The organism is Methyloversatilis sp. NSM2, from assembly GCF_038066675.1.
Lineage (GTDB): Bacteria > Pseudomonadota > Gammaproteobacteria > Burkholderiales > Rhodocyclaceae > Methyloversatilis > Methyloversatilis discipulorum_A.
Window position 1 is genome coordinate 1,346,702 of sequence record NZ_JBBUKV010000001.1, and the last position, 18,002, is coordinate 1,364,703.

Here is an 18,002-nt window from a genome sequence, read left to right on the forward strand (position 1 = left end):
ATCCGATCAGAAAAGGCTTTCGCGCACGTAGACGACATCGTCGCTCTGCAGCGTCATCGACATGTCGGGCTCGATCGCCTCCACCACACCGGCCGCATTGCGGCGATGCAGCTTGAGGCGCTTGTCGGTGCCGCGCAGCGTGATGCCACCACCCTGGGCCAGTGCCTGCATCACGGTCATGCCGCGCTCGAGGCGGTAGGAGCCCGGACGATTCACTTCACCGTAGATGTAGAACACCGGCGCGCGGTGGATGTAGAGGATGTCGCCCCCCATGACAGGGATGTCCGCATTGATGCCTTCCGGCTGGAACAGGGCCGGAATGTCAATCTCCGCGCGGAAGGGCTTGTCGTTGCGCGTGCCGACCAGCGTCACGATGTCGGCGCCGCTGACCGACGCACCACCGGCAGTGGCCAGCATGTCGGTGACACGGGTGTTGGCGATCTCGATCGGATAACGGCCCGGGCGATTCACCATGCCCAGCACCGAAACCTGATTGCCGCGGATCTGCAGCAACAGCACGTTCACCTGCGGCTTCAGCACGAAACCGCCGTCGCGCAGCTTGTCGGCGATCAGTTTCTCGGTCGCCGGCAGCGTCAGGCCGCCGACCGTCACGCCGCCGATCAGCGGATAGGTGATGCTGCCGTTCTCGGTCACCCGCGTCTCGACAGTCAGGTCCGGGTTCTGGAACACGGTGACGCGGATGATGTCGCCCGAACCGAGCACATACTCACGTGCATCGGCGGCACTGGCGGCCGGCAGCAGCAGCATCCCGAAACAAAGGCCTAGCAGCAGACGTACGAACTTCGTCATATCGAGGGGTTTCCAGTTGATCAGTCCGAAAGGACGGTGCCGTGCGTCGGCGCGGCGCCGTCCCGAGAGAGGCTTACTTGAGCCCCGAAAGTCCCTTGTCCACCGCCGATTCGGTAGCGGCGGCAGGCGCAGCAGCCGGTGCGGCGGATGCAGCGGCCGGTGCTGCCGCAGCCGGCGCAGGCGCGGTGAATTCGCCCATGTACTCGATCTTGCCGCTCTCACGCAGCTTTTTCACTTCCGACTGTGCCAGCTCACCCTTGCGCTGGTTCAGCAGGAACTGCTCGATCACCGGGCGTGCGGCGTTCTCGTCGACCGGCACGCTGCGCGAAGCAGCCACCTCGATCACCAGAATGCCGTTCGGGGTGCCAAGCACGCCGATCTGGCCGTCCTTGATCTGGTGCACCCGCTTCACCATCTCGAGCGGCAGCTGCTCCGCCGGCTTGGTCACTGCGTTGGCGGTGAAGCGCACGTTCTCGCTGCGCAGCCACTCGGCAATCTGCTGCAGATTGCGCGGCTGCGACATGAACTGTTCGAGCTTGGGCGTGAAGTCGGGGCCGGCGGCGATGGCCAGTTCGCGCAGATTGAAGATGCGGCGCTCGGAGAACAGCTCCGGGTGCTGGCTGTAGTAATCCTTGATTTCGCTGTCGGTCGGCTTGACCGCAGCGCTGGACACCTGCTCGAGGTAGGCACGGGCAAGCACTTCGCGACGCGCAGCCTCGATCGCCTGCAGGGTCTTCGGATCGCGGTCCAGCTTCTTGTCGACCGCCTGCTGCACCAGCAGCTCCTGGTCGATCAGGCGCTCGAGAACCTGGCGGCTGGCCGCCTTGGCCTGCTCTGGATTCGCCACATTGGTACGCTGCATGACCTGATTGATCTGATGCACCGAAACTTCACCGCCGTTAACCTTTGCGGCAACCTGGGTCGCCGTCTTCTTTTCGCCGCCCTCGCCGCCGCAGGCAGTCAGGATGGCTGCAGCGATGACGGTCAAGGCGATGGAACGGCGTGCGTGATGTGGCATGTTTTCCCCGAATGATTATTGCTGATTTGTGACATGTGGCCGTCGGCCAAGATAGCCCAACTGACCAAGGCTGAACAGTATCGGGCGCGTGTTACAGCGCCGTTGCGTGAAATGTTTCCGTAATGCAGCATGCCTGCCACGCGGCGATGGCAGCTTGCCACGTCTTGCTCCGCGGCCAGCGGCCGACAAAGCAGGCCGCGCCGACCTACCCCCGATCAACCCTCTTGCACACGATAGAATCGGGCACGCTTCCCGGTTCATATCGTCTTACATATGTCTTTCTCTCCCGACGCCTTTGTCCAGGCCTTGTCCGTTTTCGCTACCCACGAGCGGATGGATCCGCTGATGCTGCTGTGCAAGCTGACCGAAGAATCCGGCGAACTGGCCGAGGCGGTGCTGGTCCAGCGCGGCTACAAACCGCACAAGACGCTGCCCGCCGACGCGTCGATCGACGAAGCCGCCGACGTGTTGCTCTGTCTGCTGCTGGTGCTGTCCCGCCTGTATCCCGAGCGCAGCCCGGCGGAGCTGGCGACCCAGCTGGCCGAGCGCATCGACGGCAAGCTGGCGCGTTACGTCGCACGCCAGCCGATGGCGCAACCGGAGCACTGACATGCCGACCTTCGAACTCGTGTCGCTGCTGCTGATCGGCGCCCTGATCTGGTTCTGGCTCGACAGCCTGAATGCGCGCGAAGCGGGCATGGAAGCCAGCCGTGCCGCCTGCAATGCGGAAGGCACCCAGCTGCTCGATGATACCGTAGCCATCCGCTCGACCTCGCTCGCCCGCGACGAGGAGGGACAGATGCGCATCAAGCGGACCTACGCCTTCGAATACAGCGACACCGGGAACAACCGCCGCCACGGCTCTGTCACGCTGCTCGGCCGACGCGTGATCGCGCTCTACATCGCGCCGCACGTCGTCTGAACACTGCTCAAGCCTGCACCGGCCCGCGGCCGGTAAAACCATGAAATTCATACTCGACTTCTCGACCCCGGACAGACTGCCACGCCGCCTCGTGTTCGGAGAACCGCTGGAAGTGGTTCGCGCCGACAGCGTGGACGCCGTCCGCCCTGCCCTGCGTCGCGTGGCCGAAGCCACGCAGGGCGGGCTGCATGCGGTCGGCTACGTTGCCTATGAGGCGGCGCCCGCCTTCGATCGTGCGGCGCGCGTGCGCAGCGGATGCAGCGTGCCGCTGGTGTGGTTCGGCCTGCACCACGCGCCGGTCGATTGCGGCCCCGACGCACCGGCCCCGTTCGAAGTGCCGGCGTGGGAGCTGGACACCGGGCGCGACGAATATGGGCATGCGATCGACGCGATCCATGCCGCCATCCGCCGCGGCGACGCCTACCAGATAAACTACACGGTGCGCGCCCACGCGCGCTTTTCCGGCGACGCGCAGTCCTACTACGAGCAATTGCGGCAGGCGCAGCAGGCCGAGTTCTGCGCCTATGCGGACATCGACACCCACCGCATCCTGTCGGCCTCGCCGGAACTGTTCTTCTCGTGGCAGGACGGCGTGCTGACGACACGGCCAATGAAGGGCACGGCACGGCGCGGTCAGCTGCCGGAAGAGGACGCCGAACTGGCGCGCTGGCTGCGCGATTCGGAAAAGAACCGCGCCGAGAACCTGATGATTGTCGATCTGCTGCGCAACGACCTGTCGCGGCTTTCGATGCCTGGCGGCGTGCAGGTGCCGCACCTGTTCTCGATCGAGAACTACCCGACCGTGCTGCAGATGACCTCGACCATCACCGCACGGACGCGCCCCGAGGTGACGCTCGACGACGTGTTCGCGGCGCTCTTCCCCTGCGGCTCGATCACCGGGGCACCCAAGCTGAAGTCGATGGACATCATCGCCGAGCTCGAGAAATCGCCGCGCGCGGTCTACTGTGGCGCGATCGGCCATGTGGCGCCGGGCGGCGCTGCGCGCTTCAACGTCGCCATCCGCACGGTCACGCTAGACGTGGCGAACGAGCGAATGGAATGCGGTCTGGGTGGCGGCATCACCTGGGATTCGGTCGCCGCCGACGAGTACGCCGAAGTGCAGACCAAGAGCCGCTTCCTGACACGCGCCAGCAATGGCTTCGAACTGTTCGAGACGCTGTTGCTGGTCGATGGCCGCTACGAACTGCTCGACCGCCACCTCGCACGGCTCGCCGCGTCGGCACGCCATTTCCGCTTTGCCTCCCCGCAGGATCCGGCGTCGGTACTTGCCGCGCATGCGGCAGCACACCCGCAGGGCCGACTGCGCGTGCGCCTGCTGTGCGCCGCGGACGGTGGCTTGCGCATCGAGAGCGCCGCTGCCGGCGAGCCCGACAACAGCCCGCGCAAGGTCAGGCTGGCGTCGGCACCGGTGTCCCGCGCCGAGCCGCTGCTCTACCACAAGACCACACGCCGGGGCATTTACGACGCCCACCTGTCGCAGGTCGCCGGTAGCGCCTTCGACGTGCTGCTGTGGAACGACGCCGGCGAACTGACCGAATTCACGCGCGGCAATCTGGTGCTGGACATCGATGGCAGCCGTTACACGCCGCCGGTATCCAGCGGCCTGCTAGATGGCACGCTCAGGCGCGAACTGGTGGAGCGCGGCGAACTGATGGAACGCGTGCTCACCTGTGAGGACCTCGGCCGCGCCCAAGCCGTCTGGTTCATCAACAGCGTACGCGGCTGGATACCGGTCACCATCGACAACGCGCCGCTGGACACGGCCCCCGCCGTCGTTCCCGCCTACGCCGACCCCTATGCCGGACACCGCGACGCGGGCTGAGCGGCTCCGGCACCGTTGCCTCGTCGTCGGTCTGGCGCTGCTGCTCGGCGGCTGCAACGGCAGCTTCTCGCCACGCTACTACTTGCAGGCGGCACACGGCCAGTTCGAGCTATGGCGGCTGGCGCGGCCACTGGCCGAGGTGGATGCCGACGGGGCAAGCACACAGGCGCTGCGCGACAAGCTCGCATTGGCAGCAGAGATTCGCGACTGGGCCAGCCGCGAGATGGCCCTGCCCAACAACGGCAGCTACCGTCGTTACGCCGACCTCGGGCGCCCTTTCGTCGTCTGGAACGTGTTCGCCACCGAGCCCCTGTCGGTCAAGCCACGCCAGTCCTGCTTCCCCATCGCCGGCTGCGTCAGCTATCGCGGCTTCTTCGCCGAAGCCGATGCGCGCCGTCACGCCGACGCACTGGCGCGCGAGGGGCTGGATGTGCATGTGAGCGGTGTGCCGGCCTACTCGACGCTGGGCTGGTTCGACGATCCGCTGCTGAACACCTTCATCCACTACCCGGAGACCGAGCTGGTGCGTCTCATCGTGCATGAACTGGCGCACCAGATCGTCTACGTACGCGACGACACCGAGTTCAACGAATCCTTCGCCAGCGCGGTGGAAGAGGAAGGCGTGCGCCGCTGGCTGGCGCGTTCCGGCAAGGAAGGGCTGCGCGAAGGGTTCGAACGGGCGCAGCTGCTGCGCAGCGATTTCGCCGCGCTGGTGATCCGCTATCGCGACGCACTGGATGCGCTCTACCGCAGCGATCTGGCGGATTCCGAAAAACACGCCGGCAAGGCGCGCCTGCTCGAAGAGCTGGGCGCGGATTATCGTGCTCTGCGCGACACGCGCTGGGCCGGCTTCCGCGGCTACGATCGCTGGTTCGCACAGGACATCAACAACGCGACGCTGGCGTCGATCGGCCTCTACACTGCAGCCAGACCGGCCTTCACGCGACTGATTGCCGCCTCACCCGACATGCCCGCCGTATGGGCAACCATGCGCGAGCTGGCCGCACTGCCGCGCAACGAACGACGCGCCCGGCTCGGCCTGCCCGCCTTCCAGGAAACGCCATGACACATCCGTCCGACCTCGCTCCGCTGCGCTCGCTGATTCGCACCATCCCCGATTTTCCCGAGCCGGGCATAAAGTTCCGCGACATCACGCCGCTGCTGGCCGACGCGCGCGGCCTGACGCAGGCACTGGACGCACTCGAACGCAGCATCGAGCCTGCCAGCGTCGACATTGTTGCCGCCATCGAGGCACGCGGCTTCCTGCTCGCGGGCGCGCTGGCGCAGCGACTGGGCGCCGGCGTGGTTCCGGTACGCAAGCCCGGCAAGCTGCCGGGCCCGACACTGGGCGTCGACTACGCGCTCGAATACGGCAGCGACCGGCTGGAAATGCACGTCGGCGCTTTCGCCAGCGGCTCACGGGTGCTGGTGCTGGACGACCTGATCGCCACTGGCGGCACCGCCGTGGCCTGCGGCGAACTGGTCGAACGCGCCGGTGGGCAGCTCATCGGCTTCCGCTTCCTGATCGACCTGCCGGCACTCGGCGGCTCGGCCTTGCTCGCCGCGCGCGGCTGGGGCAGCCACGCGCTGTTGCGGTACTGACTCAGAAAAGGTATTGCAGCGACATCGACAGGCTGCGCACGCGGTACTGGTAGAACTGAACGTTCGAATCGCGCGAATCGTGGCGCAGCTCTGCGTTCGCCGTCAGATTGCGCTGGATGGCCCAGGTGGCGCCAAGACTGTAGGTCGTGATGTCTTCCTGACGCGCCGTGCCATCAATTCCAAAGAACACCCGATAGAACGCCTGCTCCGCTGGAGAGAGCGTCGAGAAGAAGCTGTCGCCAGAAGCATCTCGGGAAACCCACTGGACACGCCCGTCGAACCGCAACTTGCCCGTTGCCTGCCACATGGGCGCGATCGAGTAAGTCGTCGTGCGAAAGTAACTCGACACGATGTCGTCAAGCGCACTGATCTGGCGTTCGGCGAGGAAGCTGACGCCGAATTTGCCGGTTGGTGTCCACTCCCACCCCACTCTGCCGTACACATCTTCATAGTCGCGCTCTGGCAGATTGTCGTGCTTGCGATTAGCCTGCCCGATTGACGCCGAGAGGCGCGAATGCCCTACCGGTTGCCAACGTATCCTCGCTTCTAGATTCTTCTGCGAGTAGGAGTTGGTGACGTTTGAGGTCGGCAAGCGGTTCGGATAGTCGCCCTGCGTGTCGATACCCACCAGCTCGAAAGACGTGCCGCCGCGCGTTGTGTAGCGCGCCCCGAGTTCGTAGCGATCGATGTCGTAATCACTGCCCAGTCTCGACGGCACACCATTACGCAAGCTGTCCCTTGAAACTCCGCCGATCAAGGCCCAGAACGCATCCAGCTTATATGTTGCGTCGAAGCGCCAGTTCTCCAGATCGACCAGATTCTTGACGGGTGTCAGGGACCGAAAATCGTTGAAGCCCTGCATGTAACGCCGGTTCGAGTACCGCAACTGTCCGGACAGATCGTTGCCTAGTTCCCACTTCCAGGAGGCAAGGAGGTTGTGGCCGTCGTTGTCCAACGTTTTGAGATCGTTGTACCGCGTCATGATCTGCGATGCACTCGCAGAAAGTTGCTGCCGACCAATACGCTTGTTGAAGTTCAGCCCGACCGAGGCGACGTAGCTCTGATCGCCCCGCGGCGCATTCAACCCGAAGACGGCGGGAGGACGCTGGCCGTCCGGCAGATAGAGCACGTTGTCCTGATACTGCCACGAAGCCGAGGTCACGAGAGAAAAGGCGTCGTCCTCGTCGGCCCAGGCGCTGTCTGCGGGCGGCAGTGTCAGTAACAACAGCACAACGGGCCAACATTTTGAAATGTTATTGTTCATCGAAGAGAGTATGAATGCAGGCCGTGACGCTTTTCTTTCCGGCGCGCAAATCGTGAAAATGCGCAAAATCGCTTCCGGTATTCTAGCCGGCACGTCGTCTGCAGATCTCCAAGTCCATTGAATTCACCGGTTTCATTCCCGATGCTCGCCAAGTTTGAGCGTAACACTTCCGTATTGCGGGCACCGTTGAGCCTTTCCGGCATGGTCGAAATGTTCCTCGACCCGCTGTCGCTCATCCTGTCCCTGATCGCCTGCGCGCTCTATTTCGGCGATACCGTCGACGCGCGCTACGTCGTGCTGTCGCTCGTCGTCTTTTCCCTGTCCTTCCCCGGCTCGTCGCTGCTCAGCATGCGGCCGCGTCGGGTGATCCGGCAGACCGTGATCAGCTGGCTGCTGATCGCCTTCATCCTGCTGTTCTTCGGCTACGCGAGCCAGTACATCGAGAACTTCCCCTACGAGGTCGTGGTGTCCTGGCTGGTCGCCGCACCGCTGACCCAGCTGGTCGCCCACTTCGTTGCCCGCGGCTATCTGCAGCGGGCGGCCGCGCAGGAAGCGAACCAGACCCGAGTCATCATCGTCGGCTGCAACGACATCGGTGTGTCGCTGGCCGAACAGTTCGAAACCAATCCTTACCTTGGCGTGCGCTGCGTCGGCTACTTCGACGACCGCGCCCCCGAGCGCATCACCCAGCTCAACGGCCTGCCGCTGCTCGGTCGTCTGCGCGACCTCGCCGCCTACGTGAAGGCGAACCGCATCGACCAGATCTACCTCGCGCTGCCGATGGCCAGCCAGCCGCGCATCCTGTCACTGCTGGACGACCTCAAAGATACGACGGTGAGCATCTTCTTCGCACCGGACATTTTCCTGACCGACCTGATCCAGGGGCGCATGGACTATGTGGCGGGCGTACCGGTGGTGGCCGTCTGCGACACGCCATTCACCGGCATCAACGGTCTGGTCAAGCGCACCAGCGACATCGTGCTGTCCATCATCATCCTGCTGCTGATATCGCCGCTGCTGCTGGCGATCGCGATAGGCGTGAAGATGAGTTCGCCCGGCCCGGCACTGTTCCGCCAGCGCCGCTACGGCCTCGATGGCAAGGAAATCGTCGTCTACAAGTTCCGCTCGATGACCGTGCAGGAGGATGGCGGCGTCGTGAAGCAGGCCACCCGAAACGACCAGCGCATCACCCGCTTCGGCGGCTTCCTGCGCCGCACCTCGCTCGACGAACTGCCGCAGTTCATCAACGTGCTGCAGGGGCGCATGAGCATCGTCGGCCCGCGGCCGCACGCGGTGTCGCACAACGAAACCTACCGCAAGCTGATCAAGGGTTACATGGTGCGTCACAAGGTCAAGCCGGGTATCACTGGCTGGGCGCAGGTGAATGGCTATCGCGGCGAAACCGAAACCGTGGACAAGATGCAGAAGCGCATCGAGTACGACCTCGAATACCTGCGCACCTGGTCGCTCGGGCTGGACCTCTGGATCATCGTCAAGACGGTTGCCGTCGTGTTCAGCGACCGCAATGCGTACTGAGGCAGTGCGGCTGCAGCCCTGTCTGCAGTGGGCGGCCGGCCTGTTCGCGCTGACGATGATCGCCAGCCTGATCCGCCTCGGCGAAACCTCGCTGGCGGTCGGTCTGATTCCGTCGCCCTGGGACAAGCTCGCGCACGCCGGCACCTTCGGTGCGATCGCGCTGTCACTGTGGCTGGCCACCGGCCGGCGCTGGCTGTATGCGTGCGCCGGACTGGCGCTGGCGCTGGCTTGTTACGATGAGTGGCGGCAACTCATGTTGCCGGGGCGTGAAGCCGATCTTTACGATCTGCTCGCCAACACCGTCGGCATCGTGCTGGCGGTCTGGTTCGCCACCCGACTGACTGCAAAGGAAGGCTGATGCGCACGCCCGTCATGCTGCTCGCGACACTGCTGATGCCCATTGCCCACGCCGGCGATTCCGCGGACTATCAATTGCGGCTGCCGGGCGGCGCCGACTACCGCCTCCATCAACCCGAATCGCCGCGCATTTCCGAGGCCGAACGCAAGCAGGCACGCCGCGAAGCGCTGGGAAAGCTGCCTTTCTCGGCACAGATCGAGGCGGCGGCCGAGGCTGGCGGCATCGACCCCGAACTGCTGCACGCCGTCGTCCACGCCGAATCGGCCTACAACCCGCACGCCGTGTCACCCAAGGGTGCGCTCGGTCTGGCCCAGCTGATGCCCTCCACCGCCCGCATGTACGGCGTGTCCGATGCGTTGAAGCCCGCCGACAATCTGCGCGCCAGCGCACGCCACCTGCGCGACCTGCTGGACGATTTCGGCGACATCGAACTGGTACTGTCCGCCTACAACGCCGGCGCCGGCGCGGTCAGAAAGTACGGAGGCGTGCCGCCGTACGCGGAAACCCGCGCCTACGTGCCCAAGGTCGCCGGCCGCTACGAGGCGCTGAAGAAGCGCGCCGAAGTACCCGAGCCGCCGCTTCCACCGAGCCCCTACCGCCTGCGCAGTGACGACAGCGCGCTGCGGCTGGTGCAGACACCGGACTGATGCCCCTGCCTCACAGCGCCGTTCAGGTCGCCATCGTCGGCGGCGGACCGGCCGGGCTGATGGCGGCCGAAGTGCTGTCGGCGCGCGGCATCGCGGTCGATCTGTACGACGCCAAGGCCTCGGTCGGCCGCAAATTCCTGCTCGCCGGCAAGGGCGGCCTCAATCTGACACACGGCGAAGCCGCCGATCTGTTCGTCACCCGCTACCGCGAACGCAGCGCCGAAGTCAGCAACTGGCTGGCCGAATTCGATGCGGCCGCGCTGCGTGACTGGTGCGCTGGCCTCGGCATCGCCACCTTCGTCGGCAGTTCCGGGCGGGTATTTCCGACCGACATGAAGGCGGCGCCACTGCTGCGCGCATGGCTGGCGCGCCTGCGCGCGGCGGGCGTGCACTTTCACATGCGCCACCGCTGGACCGGATGGAACGTCGCCGGCGCGCTCACCTTCGACACGCCGGACGGCGAGCGGCAGGTCGGCGCGCGCGCAACGCTGCTCGCACTGGGCGGCGCCAGCTGGCCGCAGCTCGGCTCCGACGGGGCCTGGATGCCGCTGCTCGACGCGCGCGGCGTCGCCCTCTCGCCATTGCGTTCCGCCAACTGCGGCTTCGTCATCGACTGGAGCACGCACTTTGCCGAGCGCCACGCCGGCGCACCGCTGAAGAACGTCGCCATCCGCTTCGACGGAATGGACGGGACGTCAATCGAACGACGCGGCGAGTGCCTGGTCAGCGCACACGGCCTCGAAGGCAGCCTGATCTATGCGCTGTCCGCCGCCCTGCGCGAACGGATCGAGCGCGACGGCCACTGCGACATCGCGCTCGACCTGCTGCCGGCGCACGGCGCGGCACGCGTGCTCGACGAAATCCGCCGCCCGCGCGGCTCGCGCTCGCTCAGTTCGCACCTCGCCAGCCGGCTCGGTCTGGCCGGCGTCAAGCTGGGGCTGGTGCACGAAGTGCTGGACAAGGCGGCGATGGCCGACCCGGCGCGCCTTGCGGCGACGCTGAAGGGGCTGCCGCTGCGCCTGCTGCGCACCCGGCCGGTGGCCGAGGCCATCAGCACGGCCGGTGGCGTGCGTCTGGAGGCGCTGGACGACGGACTGATGCTGAAGGCGCTGCCTGGCGTGTTCTGCGCCGGCGAAATGCTGGACTGGGAAGCGCCGACCGGCGGCTACCTGCTCACCGCCAGCATGGCCAGCGGCCGCGTCGCCGCCGCCGGCATCGCGCGCCTGCTTCAGACGGCGTGATAGCCGGTCACGCGCTCCACTTCGTTCTTCGACCCCAGAATGACCGGCACACGCTGGTGCAGCTTTTCCGGCTGCACGTCGAGGATGCGCTGGTAACCGGTGGTGGCCGCGCCGCCCGCCTGCTCGATCAGCATCGCCATCGGATTGGCCTCGTACATCAGCCGCAGCTTGCCGGGCTTGGTCGGATCCTTGGTGTCCTTCGGATACATGAAGATGCCGCCGCGGGTCAGGATGCGGTGCACATCGGCCACCATCGAACCGACCCAGCGCATGTTGAAATCCTTGCCGCGCGGCCCGCTTTTGCCCGCCAGCAGCTCGTCGATGTAGCGCTTGACCGGCGCTTCCCACCAGCGCGCGTTCGAGGCGTTGATCGCGTACTCCTTGGTGTCTTCCGGCACACGCATGTTTTCGGTGGTCATGACGAAACTGCCGGTCTCGCGGTCCAGCGTGAACGCATGGACGCCGTTGCCCACGGTCAGCACCAGCTGGGTGGCCGCACCGTACACCGCGTAGCCGGCCACCAGCTGCTGGGTGCCGGGTTGCAGGAAGGCCTTCTCATCGACCGGCTCGACGCTGCCATTCAGTTCAGGGCAGCGCAGCACCGAAAAGATGGTGCCGACCGATATGTTCACGTCGATGTTCGACGAGCCATCCAGCGGATCGAACAGCAGCAGGAATTCGCCCTTCGGGTAACGGTTCGGGATCTGGTGCGGCAGATCCATCTCCTCTGACGCCATCGCTGCCAGATGACCGCCCCACTCGTTTGCTTCGAGCAGGATTTCGTTGGCGATCACGTCCAGCTTCTTCTGCACCTCGCCCTGTACGTTCTCGCCGCCGGCCTCGCCGAGCGAATTGGTCAGACCGCCCTTGCCGACTGCGTTGCCGATCGCCTTGACCGCGCGGGCGACGACTTCGACCAGGAAGCGCAGCTCGGCGCAGATGCGCTCGCCGTCGCGCTGTTGCTGGATCAGGAACTGGCTCAGGGTGATGCGGGACATGTGTCGCGACTCCGGAATGGCAGGAAATGCATTATCGTGCACAGCACCATGATCCGGGTCGCACGATTTCACGTCCGACCGATTTGAAAGCCGGCAGCGCGCCCTGCGCACGGAACCGGCAGCGGTCGCCCCCGGTCATCCACAGCGTCGTCCATAACTAGAACCGCATGCACATCCTCGTTCTGGGTGCCGGCGTCGTCGGCATCACCACCGCCTGGTATCTGCGCCAGGCCGGTCACACCGTGTCGGTCATCGACCGGCAGGCTGATCCCGCAATGGAAACCAGTTTCGCCAACGGCGGGCAGATTTCGGTCAGTCACGCCGCGCCCTGGGCCTCACCGCAGGCGCCGATGATAGGGCTGCGCGGACTGCTCGATTCGAATGCCCCGGTGCGTTTTTCGCCGACCGCCAACCACCGGCAGTGGCGATGGATGGGCGCCTTCCTGTACGAATGCCTGCCGGGCCGCATGCGTCGCAACACCGATGCGCTGGCGCGACTGGCCGTCAGCAGCCAGGCCGAACTGCAGGCACTGCGCCATTCACTGAAGCTGGAGTACGACCAGTCCGCCTGCGGCATCCTGCACGTGTTTTCCGAACGCCGTGAATTCGAGCGTGCCCGCGCGCGGGCCGAGTGGCTGGCGCCGCACGGCATCCGCGTCGACAGCTGCGACGCCGCGCGCTGCATCGCCATCGAACCGGCGCTGGCAAACAGCCAGCGCACGCTGGTGGGTGGCCTGCACGCACCGAACGACGAAACCGGTGACGCGCACCGCTTCACGCGGGCGCTCGCCACCGCCTGCGCCGACGCCGGTGTCACCTTCCACTACGAAATCACGGTCGAGGCGCTGGACATCCACGAAAACACGGTACGCGGTGTTGCCGTGCGCGACGCACGCGGCGTGCGCGGTCTGCTGCGTGGCGAGCAGGTGGTGTGCGCGCTCGGCACGCACACGCGCCAGCTGGTCGAGCAGCACGGCCCGCGGCCTGCTCTGTATCCGATCAAGGGTTATTCGATCACCTTCCCGGCCGGACCGGATGCGCCACGCACCAGCCTGACCGACGAGGAACACCGCATCGTGCTGTCGCGCCTCGGCGACCGCGTGCGCGTGGCCGGCATGGCCGAACTGGGCGGACTGACGGTGACGATAGAACCGGAGCGCGTGCAGTTGCTGACCCGGCTGGCGCGCGAACTGTGCCCGGACGCCGGCGATTTCGACGCGGTCGAGGCCTGGGCCGGCCTGCGTCCGTGTACGCCGGGCAATGTGCCGCTGATCGGCCGCAGCCGGATCAACGGCCTCTGGTACAACACCGGCCACGGCTCACTCGGCTGGACCCTGGCCTGCGGTTCGGCCAGGCTGCTTTCCAGACTGATGGACGGTCAGGATCCGGCCTTCGACTTCCCCTGCCTGACCGGCAGGCGGCACTGATCAGGCGGCGCCGGACCCTTCGAGCACGGTGAGCAGGGCCGAGGTGTCCAGCGTACCGCCGCCCTGCGCCATCAGCGCGTTCAGCTGCTGCCAGACCGCGGCTGACAGCGGCATCGCCAGCCCCAGTTCGACCGCCTCGCCGAGCACGATGCCCATGTCCTTGTGATGCAGGCGCGACTGCACGCCGGCCGAAAAATCGCGCGTCGCCATCTTGCCGCCGAACAGCTCGAGTGCACGCGACGAAGCCGAGCCGTGCAGCATGGCCTCACGCACCTTGCCGAAATCGACGCCGCTGGCAGCAGCCAGCCGCGCCGCCTCCGCTGCCGCCTCGATGAAGGCGCACAGGATGAGCTGGTTGCAGGCCTTGGTCACCTGCCCCGCCCCGTTCGGGCCGACATGCACCTGGGTGCGACCGACGGCCGCGAACAGCGGTTTCATGCGCTCGAACACCGCCGCCTCGCCGCCAACCATGATGGCCAGCGTCGCGTCTATGGCGCCGCGCTCGCCGCCGGACACCGGCGCGTCCAGCATGTCGATGCCGCGCGCCTTCAGTGCGGCGGCGATGTCGCGCGCCACCGACGGCGGAATCGTGCTGTGATCGATGAACACGCAGCCGGGTGCAGCGCCTTCGATGACGCCCCGCGGCCCCAGCGCCACTTCGCGCACGTCGGCACCGGTCGTGACGATGCAGCAGACCGCGTCCATGCCGCGCGCGCAGTCCGCCGGCGACGCCGACGGCCGTGCCCCCTGGTCGAGCAAGGGCTGCATCGACTCGGCGCGACGCGCCCACACGGTCACCTCGTGCCCGGCGCGCAGCAGATTGGCTGCCATCGCGCGGCCCATCGCGCCCAGACCGATGAAGCCGATCTTCATCGCGAGCCCCTCAGCGCTCGACGCCGCCGAGACCTTCGAGCACCTTCAGCACGGCGATCGAATCCTCCTCGCCCAGCCCCTGGCCGACCATCGCGTTCAGCATCTGCGCCGCCGCCGCGGCCGATGGCAGCGCCAGGCCCATGCGGTGCGCCTCGTTCATGACGATGCGCAGATCTTTCTGGTGCATCCACGACTTGAAGCCCGGCTTGAAATTGCGGTCCAGCATGCGCTGACCGTGGTTTTCCAGGATGCGGCTGTAGGCGAAGCCGCCGAGCAGCGCCTCGCGCACGCGGGCCGAATCGACGCCGCTCTTCTCGGCGAAGGCGAACGCTTCGGCCAGCGCCAGCACGCCGACGCCGGTCAGTATCTGGTTGCAGGCCTTGGCCACCTGGCCGGCGCCGCTGTCGCCGACGCGGGTGACGTTCTTGCCCATCAGCTGGAACAGCGGCAGCACGCGGTCGAACGCCTCCTGCGTGCCACCGGCCATGATGGTGAGTGCTGCGTTGATGGCGCCAACCTCACCGCCGGATACCGGCGCATCGATCATCGACACACCCTTGGCAGCCAGCTGGGCGGCGATGGTGCGTGCCGAATCCGGCGCGATGGTGCTCATGTCGACGAAGATCAGGTCGGTGCGACCGGCCGCGCCTTCGGCGATACCCTGCGGGCCGAGTGCCACCTGCTCGACGTCCGGCGCGTCGGCCACCATCGAGAACACGACATCGGCTTCGCGCGCGACGTCGGCAATGGTCGAGTGAAAGGTCGCACCGCTGTCGCGGAAGGGTTCGAGCGATTCTGGGCGACGCGCCCACAGGTGAAGGCTGTGACCGCCCTTGGCCAGATGACCCGCCATCGGGCGGCCCATCAATCCGAGTCCGATGAAACCTACTTTCATGTCCGTCTCCTTATATGTATGCGTCGCTGTGCGCGGAGCGGCTCTGACCCCGCGGCAGGCGCCGGTGTTCCGGCGCGACGAATCCGAATATAACGCAGGCCGGCACAGGGTTCCGGCGCGGGCATAATCCTGTACCCATGAACTACACGAAACAGATCAAGGAAATCGGCCGCGGCGCCAAGGGCTCACGCTCGCTGTCGCGCGAGGACGCGCAGGCACTGTTTGCCGACATGCTGGACGGGCGCGTGCCGCCGCTGCAGCTGGGCGCCATCGTGCTGGCGATGCGGATCAAGAGCGAGTCGCTGGAGGAGCTGCTGGGCTTCAAAGCAGCGATCGATACGCGCATCGCCCATGTCGCTGCACCTGCCGGCGCCCGCACCGTGGTACTGCCGACCTACAACGGCGCCCGCCGCCGCCCCAACCTGATGCCGCTGCTGGCGATGCTGCTGGTACGTGAGGGCATTCCGGTGCTGATCCACGGCCGCTTCGATTTCGACACCCGCGCCGACCCGTTCGCGCTGCTGCGTGCGCTCGACCTGCCGATGGCGGACAGCCCGGCGCACGCCGGCGAACTGCTGGCGGCGCAGCGCATCGCCTGCATCGGCGTCGACAAGCTGCTGCCTGGCCTGGATGCCCTGCTGTCGCTGCGCCCGCAACTGGGCGTTCGCAACTCGGGTCACTCGATGACCAAGATGATCGATCCGATGCCCGGACGCAGCGTACGCGTGGTACCGGTGACCCATCCGGAGTACCTGGAGAAGATGACGCAGTTCCTGCGCCTCGATGGTGGTCGCTCGATGCTGATGCGCGGCACCGAGGGCGAGGCCTACGCCAATCCGGCGCGGCGACCGCAGATCATCGGCTTCGTCGATGGCGTCGAGTCGGTGCTGTGCGAAGCGGAGGAAGGCAGCGCGCTGACGCAGCCCGAGCCTGGCATCGAGGCGGAGGCAAACGCCCGCCTGATACGCGACATGCTGGAAGGACGCAGCGCGGTGCCCGCCCCGCTGCTCGCCCACCTCGACGCCTGCCGGCAGCTCGCCTGCAACTGAGCGCGGTGCGGCAGCACGTCGACCGCTTCAGCTCACCCTGAACTGGCTGCCTGCGTCGACCAGCGACTGCGCCATCGCATTCAGCTGCGCCGCAGTCGCGCGGTCCTCGGCCGCCATCGCGGCCGTGCTGTCGGCCAGCGCGGCGACCTGCTCGACCCCGGTTGCGATCTCGGTCGCCGCCTGCGACTGTTCCTTCATCGACGCCGATATGCCGACGATGATGGCCATCATCGCTTCGATGTCCGCCGACACCGCGGCGATGGACTGACTGACTTCGCCGACGCGATCGACGCCGCGCTGCGCGGTGGCGACCGTGCTGGCGACGCTGTGCAGCGCCTCGTCCTTGCTCGCCTGCATGGCCTCGACGGTGCGGGCGATGTCCTCGGTCGCGTTGCGGGTGCGTTCGGCAAGCTTGCGCACCTCGTCCGCCACGACCGCAAAGCCGCGCCCCTGCTCGCCCGCACGAGCGGCTTCGATGGCCGCGTTCAGGGCCAGCAGATTGGTCTGGTCGGCGATCTCCTTGATCAGCGCGACGATGGATTTCACGCTTTCAAACTGCGCGCCGATCCGCTGCATGCCGTTCTCGACCTCGTGGATGGACGCGCCGGTATGGCGGATCTCGTCGGCCAGCGTGTGCATCACCGCCACCCCCTCGTCCGCCGACGCGCCGCCGCGGCGCACGCGCTGGCTGGCCTCCTCGGCGTTCTGCGCAATCTGCTGGATGGACGCCGTCAGCTGCTGCACGGCCGAGGCCATGCGCTGGGTTGCTTCGCTCTGCTGACCGGTCGAGGCGGTCACCTGCTCCGCGTTGGCCACCATCGTATCGGCCACGCGCTGTGCGCTGGCGGACTCGGTCACCAGCAGGCTCACGGTGCGCGACAGCCGCGCCCGCATCTGCTCCATCGCGGCGAGCAGCGGCATGCCGGCCTGCTGTGGAATCGCCGACGCAAGATCGCCGGCGCCGATGCGCTCGGCCGCTTCTCCGACGCGCGCCGCCTGCAGTGCCTCGCGCGACAGGCCCAGCGCCATGTAGCACAGCAGTCCGGCCTCGGCCACGACGAAGGCGGCGTGCACCAGCACCATGTTGAAGTTGGCGCCGCCATTGAAGATGAACACGCCGAGGCCGGCCGCCTGCATGGCATTGAACGCCAGGTGATGCACCGCGATCAGGCCGGCGGCCACCAGCACCGGCCGCCAGTCGCGGTAATAGAGCAGGAAGGCGAGCAGCACGAAGATGCTGAAGTGCGCCTCGATCAGGCCACCGGTGAGCTGGATCAGCAGCGCGGCCAGCACCATGAAGGCACTCGCGAAGCCGATACGCGACACCAGCGAGCCCGGTGCCATCCGGAACAGCGCGTAAGGCACCAGACAGGCCGGCACGCCGACCAGCAGGGCGGTGGTCAGACCGCCTGAAATGGTTGCAAGGACGATGCACACCGCGGACAGAACGGTCGCGGTGCCGAGCATGACCCGGTCTGCGCTGACGTAATAGGCGTGAAGCGCGTGGTCGTTCATCGTG

The 18,002-nt window shown here is 66.5% G+C and carries 18 protein-coding genes; 11 read left to right on the plus strand and 7 right to left on the minus strand.

The genetic code is table 11. The annotated features are described in order from the left end of the window. Positions 1-6: 6 nt before the first annotated feature. The gene (epsE, locus tag WJU27_RS06145) at positions 7-810 is read right to left on the minus strand and encodes a polysaccharide export protein EpsE (RefSeq protein WP_020164469.1); all 804 of its coding nucleotides are present in this window, start codon (positions 808-810) and stop codon (positions 7-9) included. Between the two features lie 73 nt (positions 811-883). Next, a complete protein-coding gene (locus tag WJU27_RS06150; RefSeq protein ID WP_341421452.1) occupies positions 884-1,828 on the minus strand; it encodes an EpsD family peptidyl-prolyl cis-trans isomerase in 945 nt (314 codons plus the stop codon). Positions 1,829-2,161: 333 nt separating this feature from the next. On the opposite strand from WJU27_RS06150, the gene WJU27_RS06155 reads away from it, so the two are divergent. From WJU27_RS06155 to WJU27_RS06175, 5 genes are read left to right on the plus strand one after another with little or no spacing between them, the layout of a single operon-like run. Further along, positions 2,162-2,437, plus strand: coding sequence for a hypothetical protein (locus WJU27_RS06155; protein ID WP_341421453.1), 276 nt, complete (start codon positions 2,162-2,164; stop codon positions 2,435-2,437). 1 nt (position 2,438) lies between these two features. After that, positions 2,439-2,750, plus strand: a complete 312-nt coding sequence (locus WJU27_RS06160; protein ID WP_341421454.1) for a DUF3301 domain-containing protein — start codon at positions 2,439-2,441, stop codon at positions 2,748-2,750. Between the two features lie 40 nt (positions 2,751-2,790). After that, positions 2,791-4,593 (plus strand): aminodeoxychorismate synthase component I, encoded by a 1,803-nt coding sequence (pabB, locus tag WJU27_RS06165; protein ID WP_341421455.1) that lies wholly within the window; start codon positions 2,791-2,793, stop codon positions 4,591-4,593. Further along, positions 4,568-5,659 carry an aminopeptidase gene (locus WJU27_RS06170; protein ID WP_341421456.1) on the plus strand — a complete coding sequence of 364 codons (1,092 nt, stop codon included), beginning with the start codon at positions 4,568-4,570 and terminating at the stop codon, positions 5,657-5,659. Before pabB ends, WJU27_RS06170 begins: the two co-directional genes overlap by 26 nt. After that, entirely contained in the window at positions 5,656-6,195 is a 540-nt protein-coding gene (locus tag WJU27_RS06175) for an adenine phosphoribosyltransferase (protein WP_341421457.1), read from the plus strand. The genes WJU27_RS06170 and WJU27_RS06175 overlap by 4 nt, the downstream gene beginning before the upstream one ends. A 1-nt stretch (position 6,196) precedes the next feature. Here the strand turns inward: WJU27_RS06175 and epsL are convergent, their stop codons facing one another. Then, positions 6,197-7,459, minus strand: coding sequence for an XrtB/PEP-CTERM-associated polysaccharide biosynthesis outer membrane protein EpsL (gene epsL, locus WJU27_RS06180; RefSeq protein ID WP_341421458.1), 1,263 nt, complete (start codon positions 7,457-7,459; stop codon positions 6,197-6,199). A 201-nt stretch (positions 7,460-7,660) separates the two neighbouring features. On the opposite strand from epsL, the gene WJU27_RS06185 reads away from it, so the two are divergent. From WJU27_RS06185 to WJU27_RS06200, 4 genes are read left to right on the plus strand one after another with little or no spacing between them, the layout of a single operon-like run. After that, positions 7,661-8,995 carry an undecaprenyl-phosphate glucose phosphotransferase gene (locus tag WJU27_RS06185; protein ID WP_296811143.1) on the plus strand — a complete coding sequence of 445 codons (1,335 nt, stop codon included), beginning with the start codon at positions 7,661-7,663 and terminating at the stop codon, positions 8,993-8,995. Then, positions 8,985-9,353, plus strand: a complete 369-nt coding sequence (locus WJU27_RS06190) for a VanZ family protein (RefSeq protein WP_341421459.1) — start codon at positions 8,985-8,987, stop codon at positions 9,351-9,353. Before WJU27_RS06185 ends, WJU27_RS06190 begins: the two co-directional genes overlap by 11 nt. After that, a complete protein-coding gene (locus tag WJU27_RS06195; RefSeq protein WP_341421460.1) occupies positions 9,353-10,000 on the plus strand; it encodes a lytic transglycosylase domain-containing protein in 648 nt (215 codons plus the stop codon). Before WJU27_RS06190 ends, WJU27_RS06195 begins: the two co-directional genes overlap by 1 nt. After that, positions 10,000-11,241 carry a TIGR03862 family flavoprotein gene (locus WJU27_RS06200; RefSeq protein WP_341421461.1) on the plus strand — a complete coding sequence of 414 codons (1,242 nt, stop codon included), beginning with the start codon at positions 10,000-10,002 and terminating at the stop codon, positions 11,239-11,241. Before WJU27_RS06195 ends, WJU27_RS06200 begins: the two co-directional genes overlap by 1 nt. Here WJU27_RS06200 and WJU27_RS06205 read toward each other — a convergent pair. Then, positions 11,229-12,239: a class 1 fructose-bisphosphatase gene (locus WJU27_RS06205; protein WP_304001235.1), complete on the minus strand. Its 1,011-nt coding sequence runs from the start codon at positions 12,237-12,239 to the stop codon at positions 11,229-11,231. The two genes, WJU27_RS06200 and WJU27_RS06205, sit on opposite strands and share 13 nt — an antisense overlap. 167 nt (positions 12,240-12,406) lie before the next feature. Between WJU27_RS06205 and WJU27_RS06210 the strand changes: the two genes are divergently transcribed. Continuing rightward, complete coding sequence (locus WJU27_RS06210; protein ID WP_341421462.1) at positions 12,407-13,666, plus strand: D-amino acid dehydrogenase; 1,260 nt, start codon at positions 12,407-12,409, stop codon at positions 13,664-13,666. On the opposite strand, the gene WJU27_RS06215 is transcribed toward WJU27_RS06210, so the two are convergent. Further along, entirely contained in the window at positions 13,667-14,539 is an 873-nt protein-coding gene (locus WJU27_RS06215) for an NAD(P)-dependent oxidoreductase (protein ID WP_341421463.1), read from the minus strand. Positions 14,540-14,549: 10 nt separating this feature from the next. Then, complete coding sequence (locus WJU27_RS06220; protein ID WP_296811133.1) at positions 14,550-15,434, minus strand: NAD(P)-dependent oxidoreductase; 885 nt, start codon at positions 15,432-15,434, stop codon at positions 14,550-14,552. Between the two features lie 137 nt (positions 15,435-15,571). Here WJU27_RS06220 and ybiB point away from each other — a divergent pair, with 137 nt between their 5' ends. After that, the gene (ybiB, locus tag WJU27_RS06225; protein WP_341421464.1) at positions 15,572-16,483 is read left to right on the plus strand and encodes a DNA-binding protein YbiB; all 912 of its coding nucleotides are present in this window, start codon (positions 15,572-15,574) and stop codon (positions 16,481-16,483) included. A 27-nt stretch (positions 16,484-16,510) separates the two neighbouring features. On the opposite strand, the gene WJU27_RS06230 is transcribed toward ybiB, so the two are convergent. Further along, the gene (locus WJU27_RS06230; protein ID WP_341421465.1) at positions 16,511-17,998 is read right to left on the minus strand and encodes a methyl-accepting chemotaxis protein; all 1,488 of its coding nucleotides are present in this window, start codon (positions 17,996-17,998) and stop codon (positions 16,511-16,513) included. Positions 17,999-18,002: the final 4 nt, after the last annotated feature.

What these genes read in the sequence shown, in the direction of transcription:
- epsE (WP_020164469.1), bottom strand. Translation starts at nt 810, where the DNA reads ATGACGAAGTTCGTACGTCTGCTGCTAGGCCTTTGTTTCGGGATGCTG.
- WJU27_RS06150 (WP_341421452.1), bottom strand. Translation starts at nt 1,828, where the DNA reads ATGCCACATCACGCACGCCGTTCCATCGCCTTGACCGTCATCGCTGCA.
- WJU27_RS06155 (WP_341421453.1), top strand. Translation starts at nt 2,162, where the DNA reads ATGGATCCGCTGATGCTGCTGTGCAAGCTGACCGAAGAATCCGGCGAA.
- WJU27_RS06160 (WP_341421454.1), top strand. Translation starts at nt 2,439, where the DNA reads ATGCCGACCTTCGAACTCGTGTCGCTGCTGCTGATCGGCGCCCTGATC.
- pabB (WP_341421455.1), top strand. Translation starts at nt 2,791, where the DNA reads ATGAAATTCATACTCGACTTCTCGACCCCGGACAGACTGCCACGCCGC.
- WJU27_RS06170 (WP_341421456.1), top strand. Translation starts at nt 4,568, where the DNA reads ATGCCGGACACCGCGACGCGGGCTGAGCGGCTCCGGCACCGTTGCCTC.
- WJU27_RS06175 (WP_341421457.1), top strand. Translation starts at nt 5,656, where the DNA reads ATGACACATCCGTCCGACCTCGCTCCGCTGCGCTCGCTGATTCGCACC.
- epsL (WP_341421458.1), bottom strand. Translation starts at nt 7,459, where the DNA reads ATGAACAATAACATTTCAAAATGTTGGCCCGTTGTGCTGTTGTTACTG.
- WJU27_RS06185 (WP_296811143.1), top strand. Translation starts at nt 7,661, where the DNA reads ATGGTCGAAATGTTCCTCGACCCGCTGTCGCTCATCCTGTCCCTGATC.
- WJU27_RS06190 (WP_341421459.1), top strand. Translation starts at nt 8,985, where the DNA reads ATGCGTACTGAGGCAGTGCGGCTGCAGCCCTGTCTGCAGTGGGCGGCC.
- WJU27_RS06195 (WP_341421460.1), top strand. Translation starts at nt 9,353, where the DNA reads ATGCGCACGCCCGTCATGCTGCTCGCGACACTGCTGATGCCCATTGCC.
- WJU27_RS06200 (WP_341421461.1), top strand. Translation starts at nt 10,000, where the DNA reads ATGCCCCTGCCTCACAGCGCCGTTCAGGTCGCCATCGTCGGCGGCGGA.
- WJU27_RS06205 (WP_304001235.1), bottom strand. Translation starts at nt 12,239, where the DNA reads ATGTCCCGCATCACCCTGAGCCAGTTCCTGATCCAGCAACAGCGCGAC.
- WJU27_RS06210 (WP_341421462.1), top strand. Translation starts at nt 12,407, where the DNA reads ATGCACATCCTCGTTCTGGGTGCCGGCGTCGTCGGCATCACCACCGCC.
- WJU27_RS06215 (WP_341421463.1), bottom strand. Translation starts at nt 14,539, where the DNA reads ATGAAGATCGGCTTCATCGGTCTGGGCGCGATGGGCCGCGCGATGGCA.
- WJU27_RS06220 (WP_296811133.1), bottom strand. Translation starts at nt 15,434, where the DNA reads ATGAAAGTAGGTTTCATCGGACTCGGATTGATGGGCCGCCCGATGGCG.
- ybiB (WP_341421464.1), top strand. Translation starts at nt 15,572, where the DNA reads ATGAACTACACGAAACAGATCAAGGAAATCGGCCGCGGCGCCAAGGGC.
- WJU27_RS06230 (WP_341421465.1), bottom strand. Translation starts at nt 17,998, where the DNA reads ATGAACGACCACGCGCTTCACGCCTATTACGTCAGCGCAGACCGGGTC.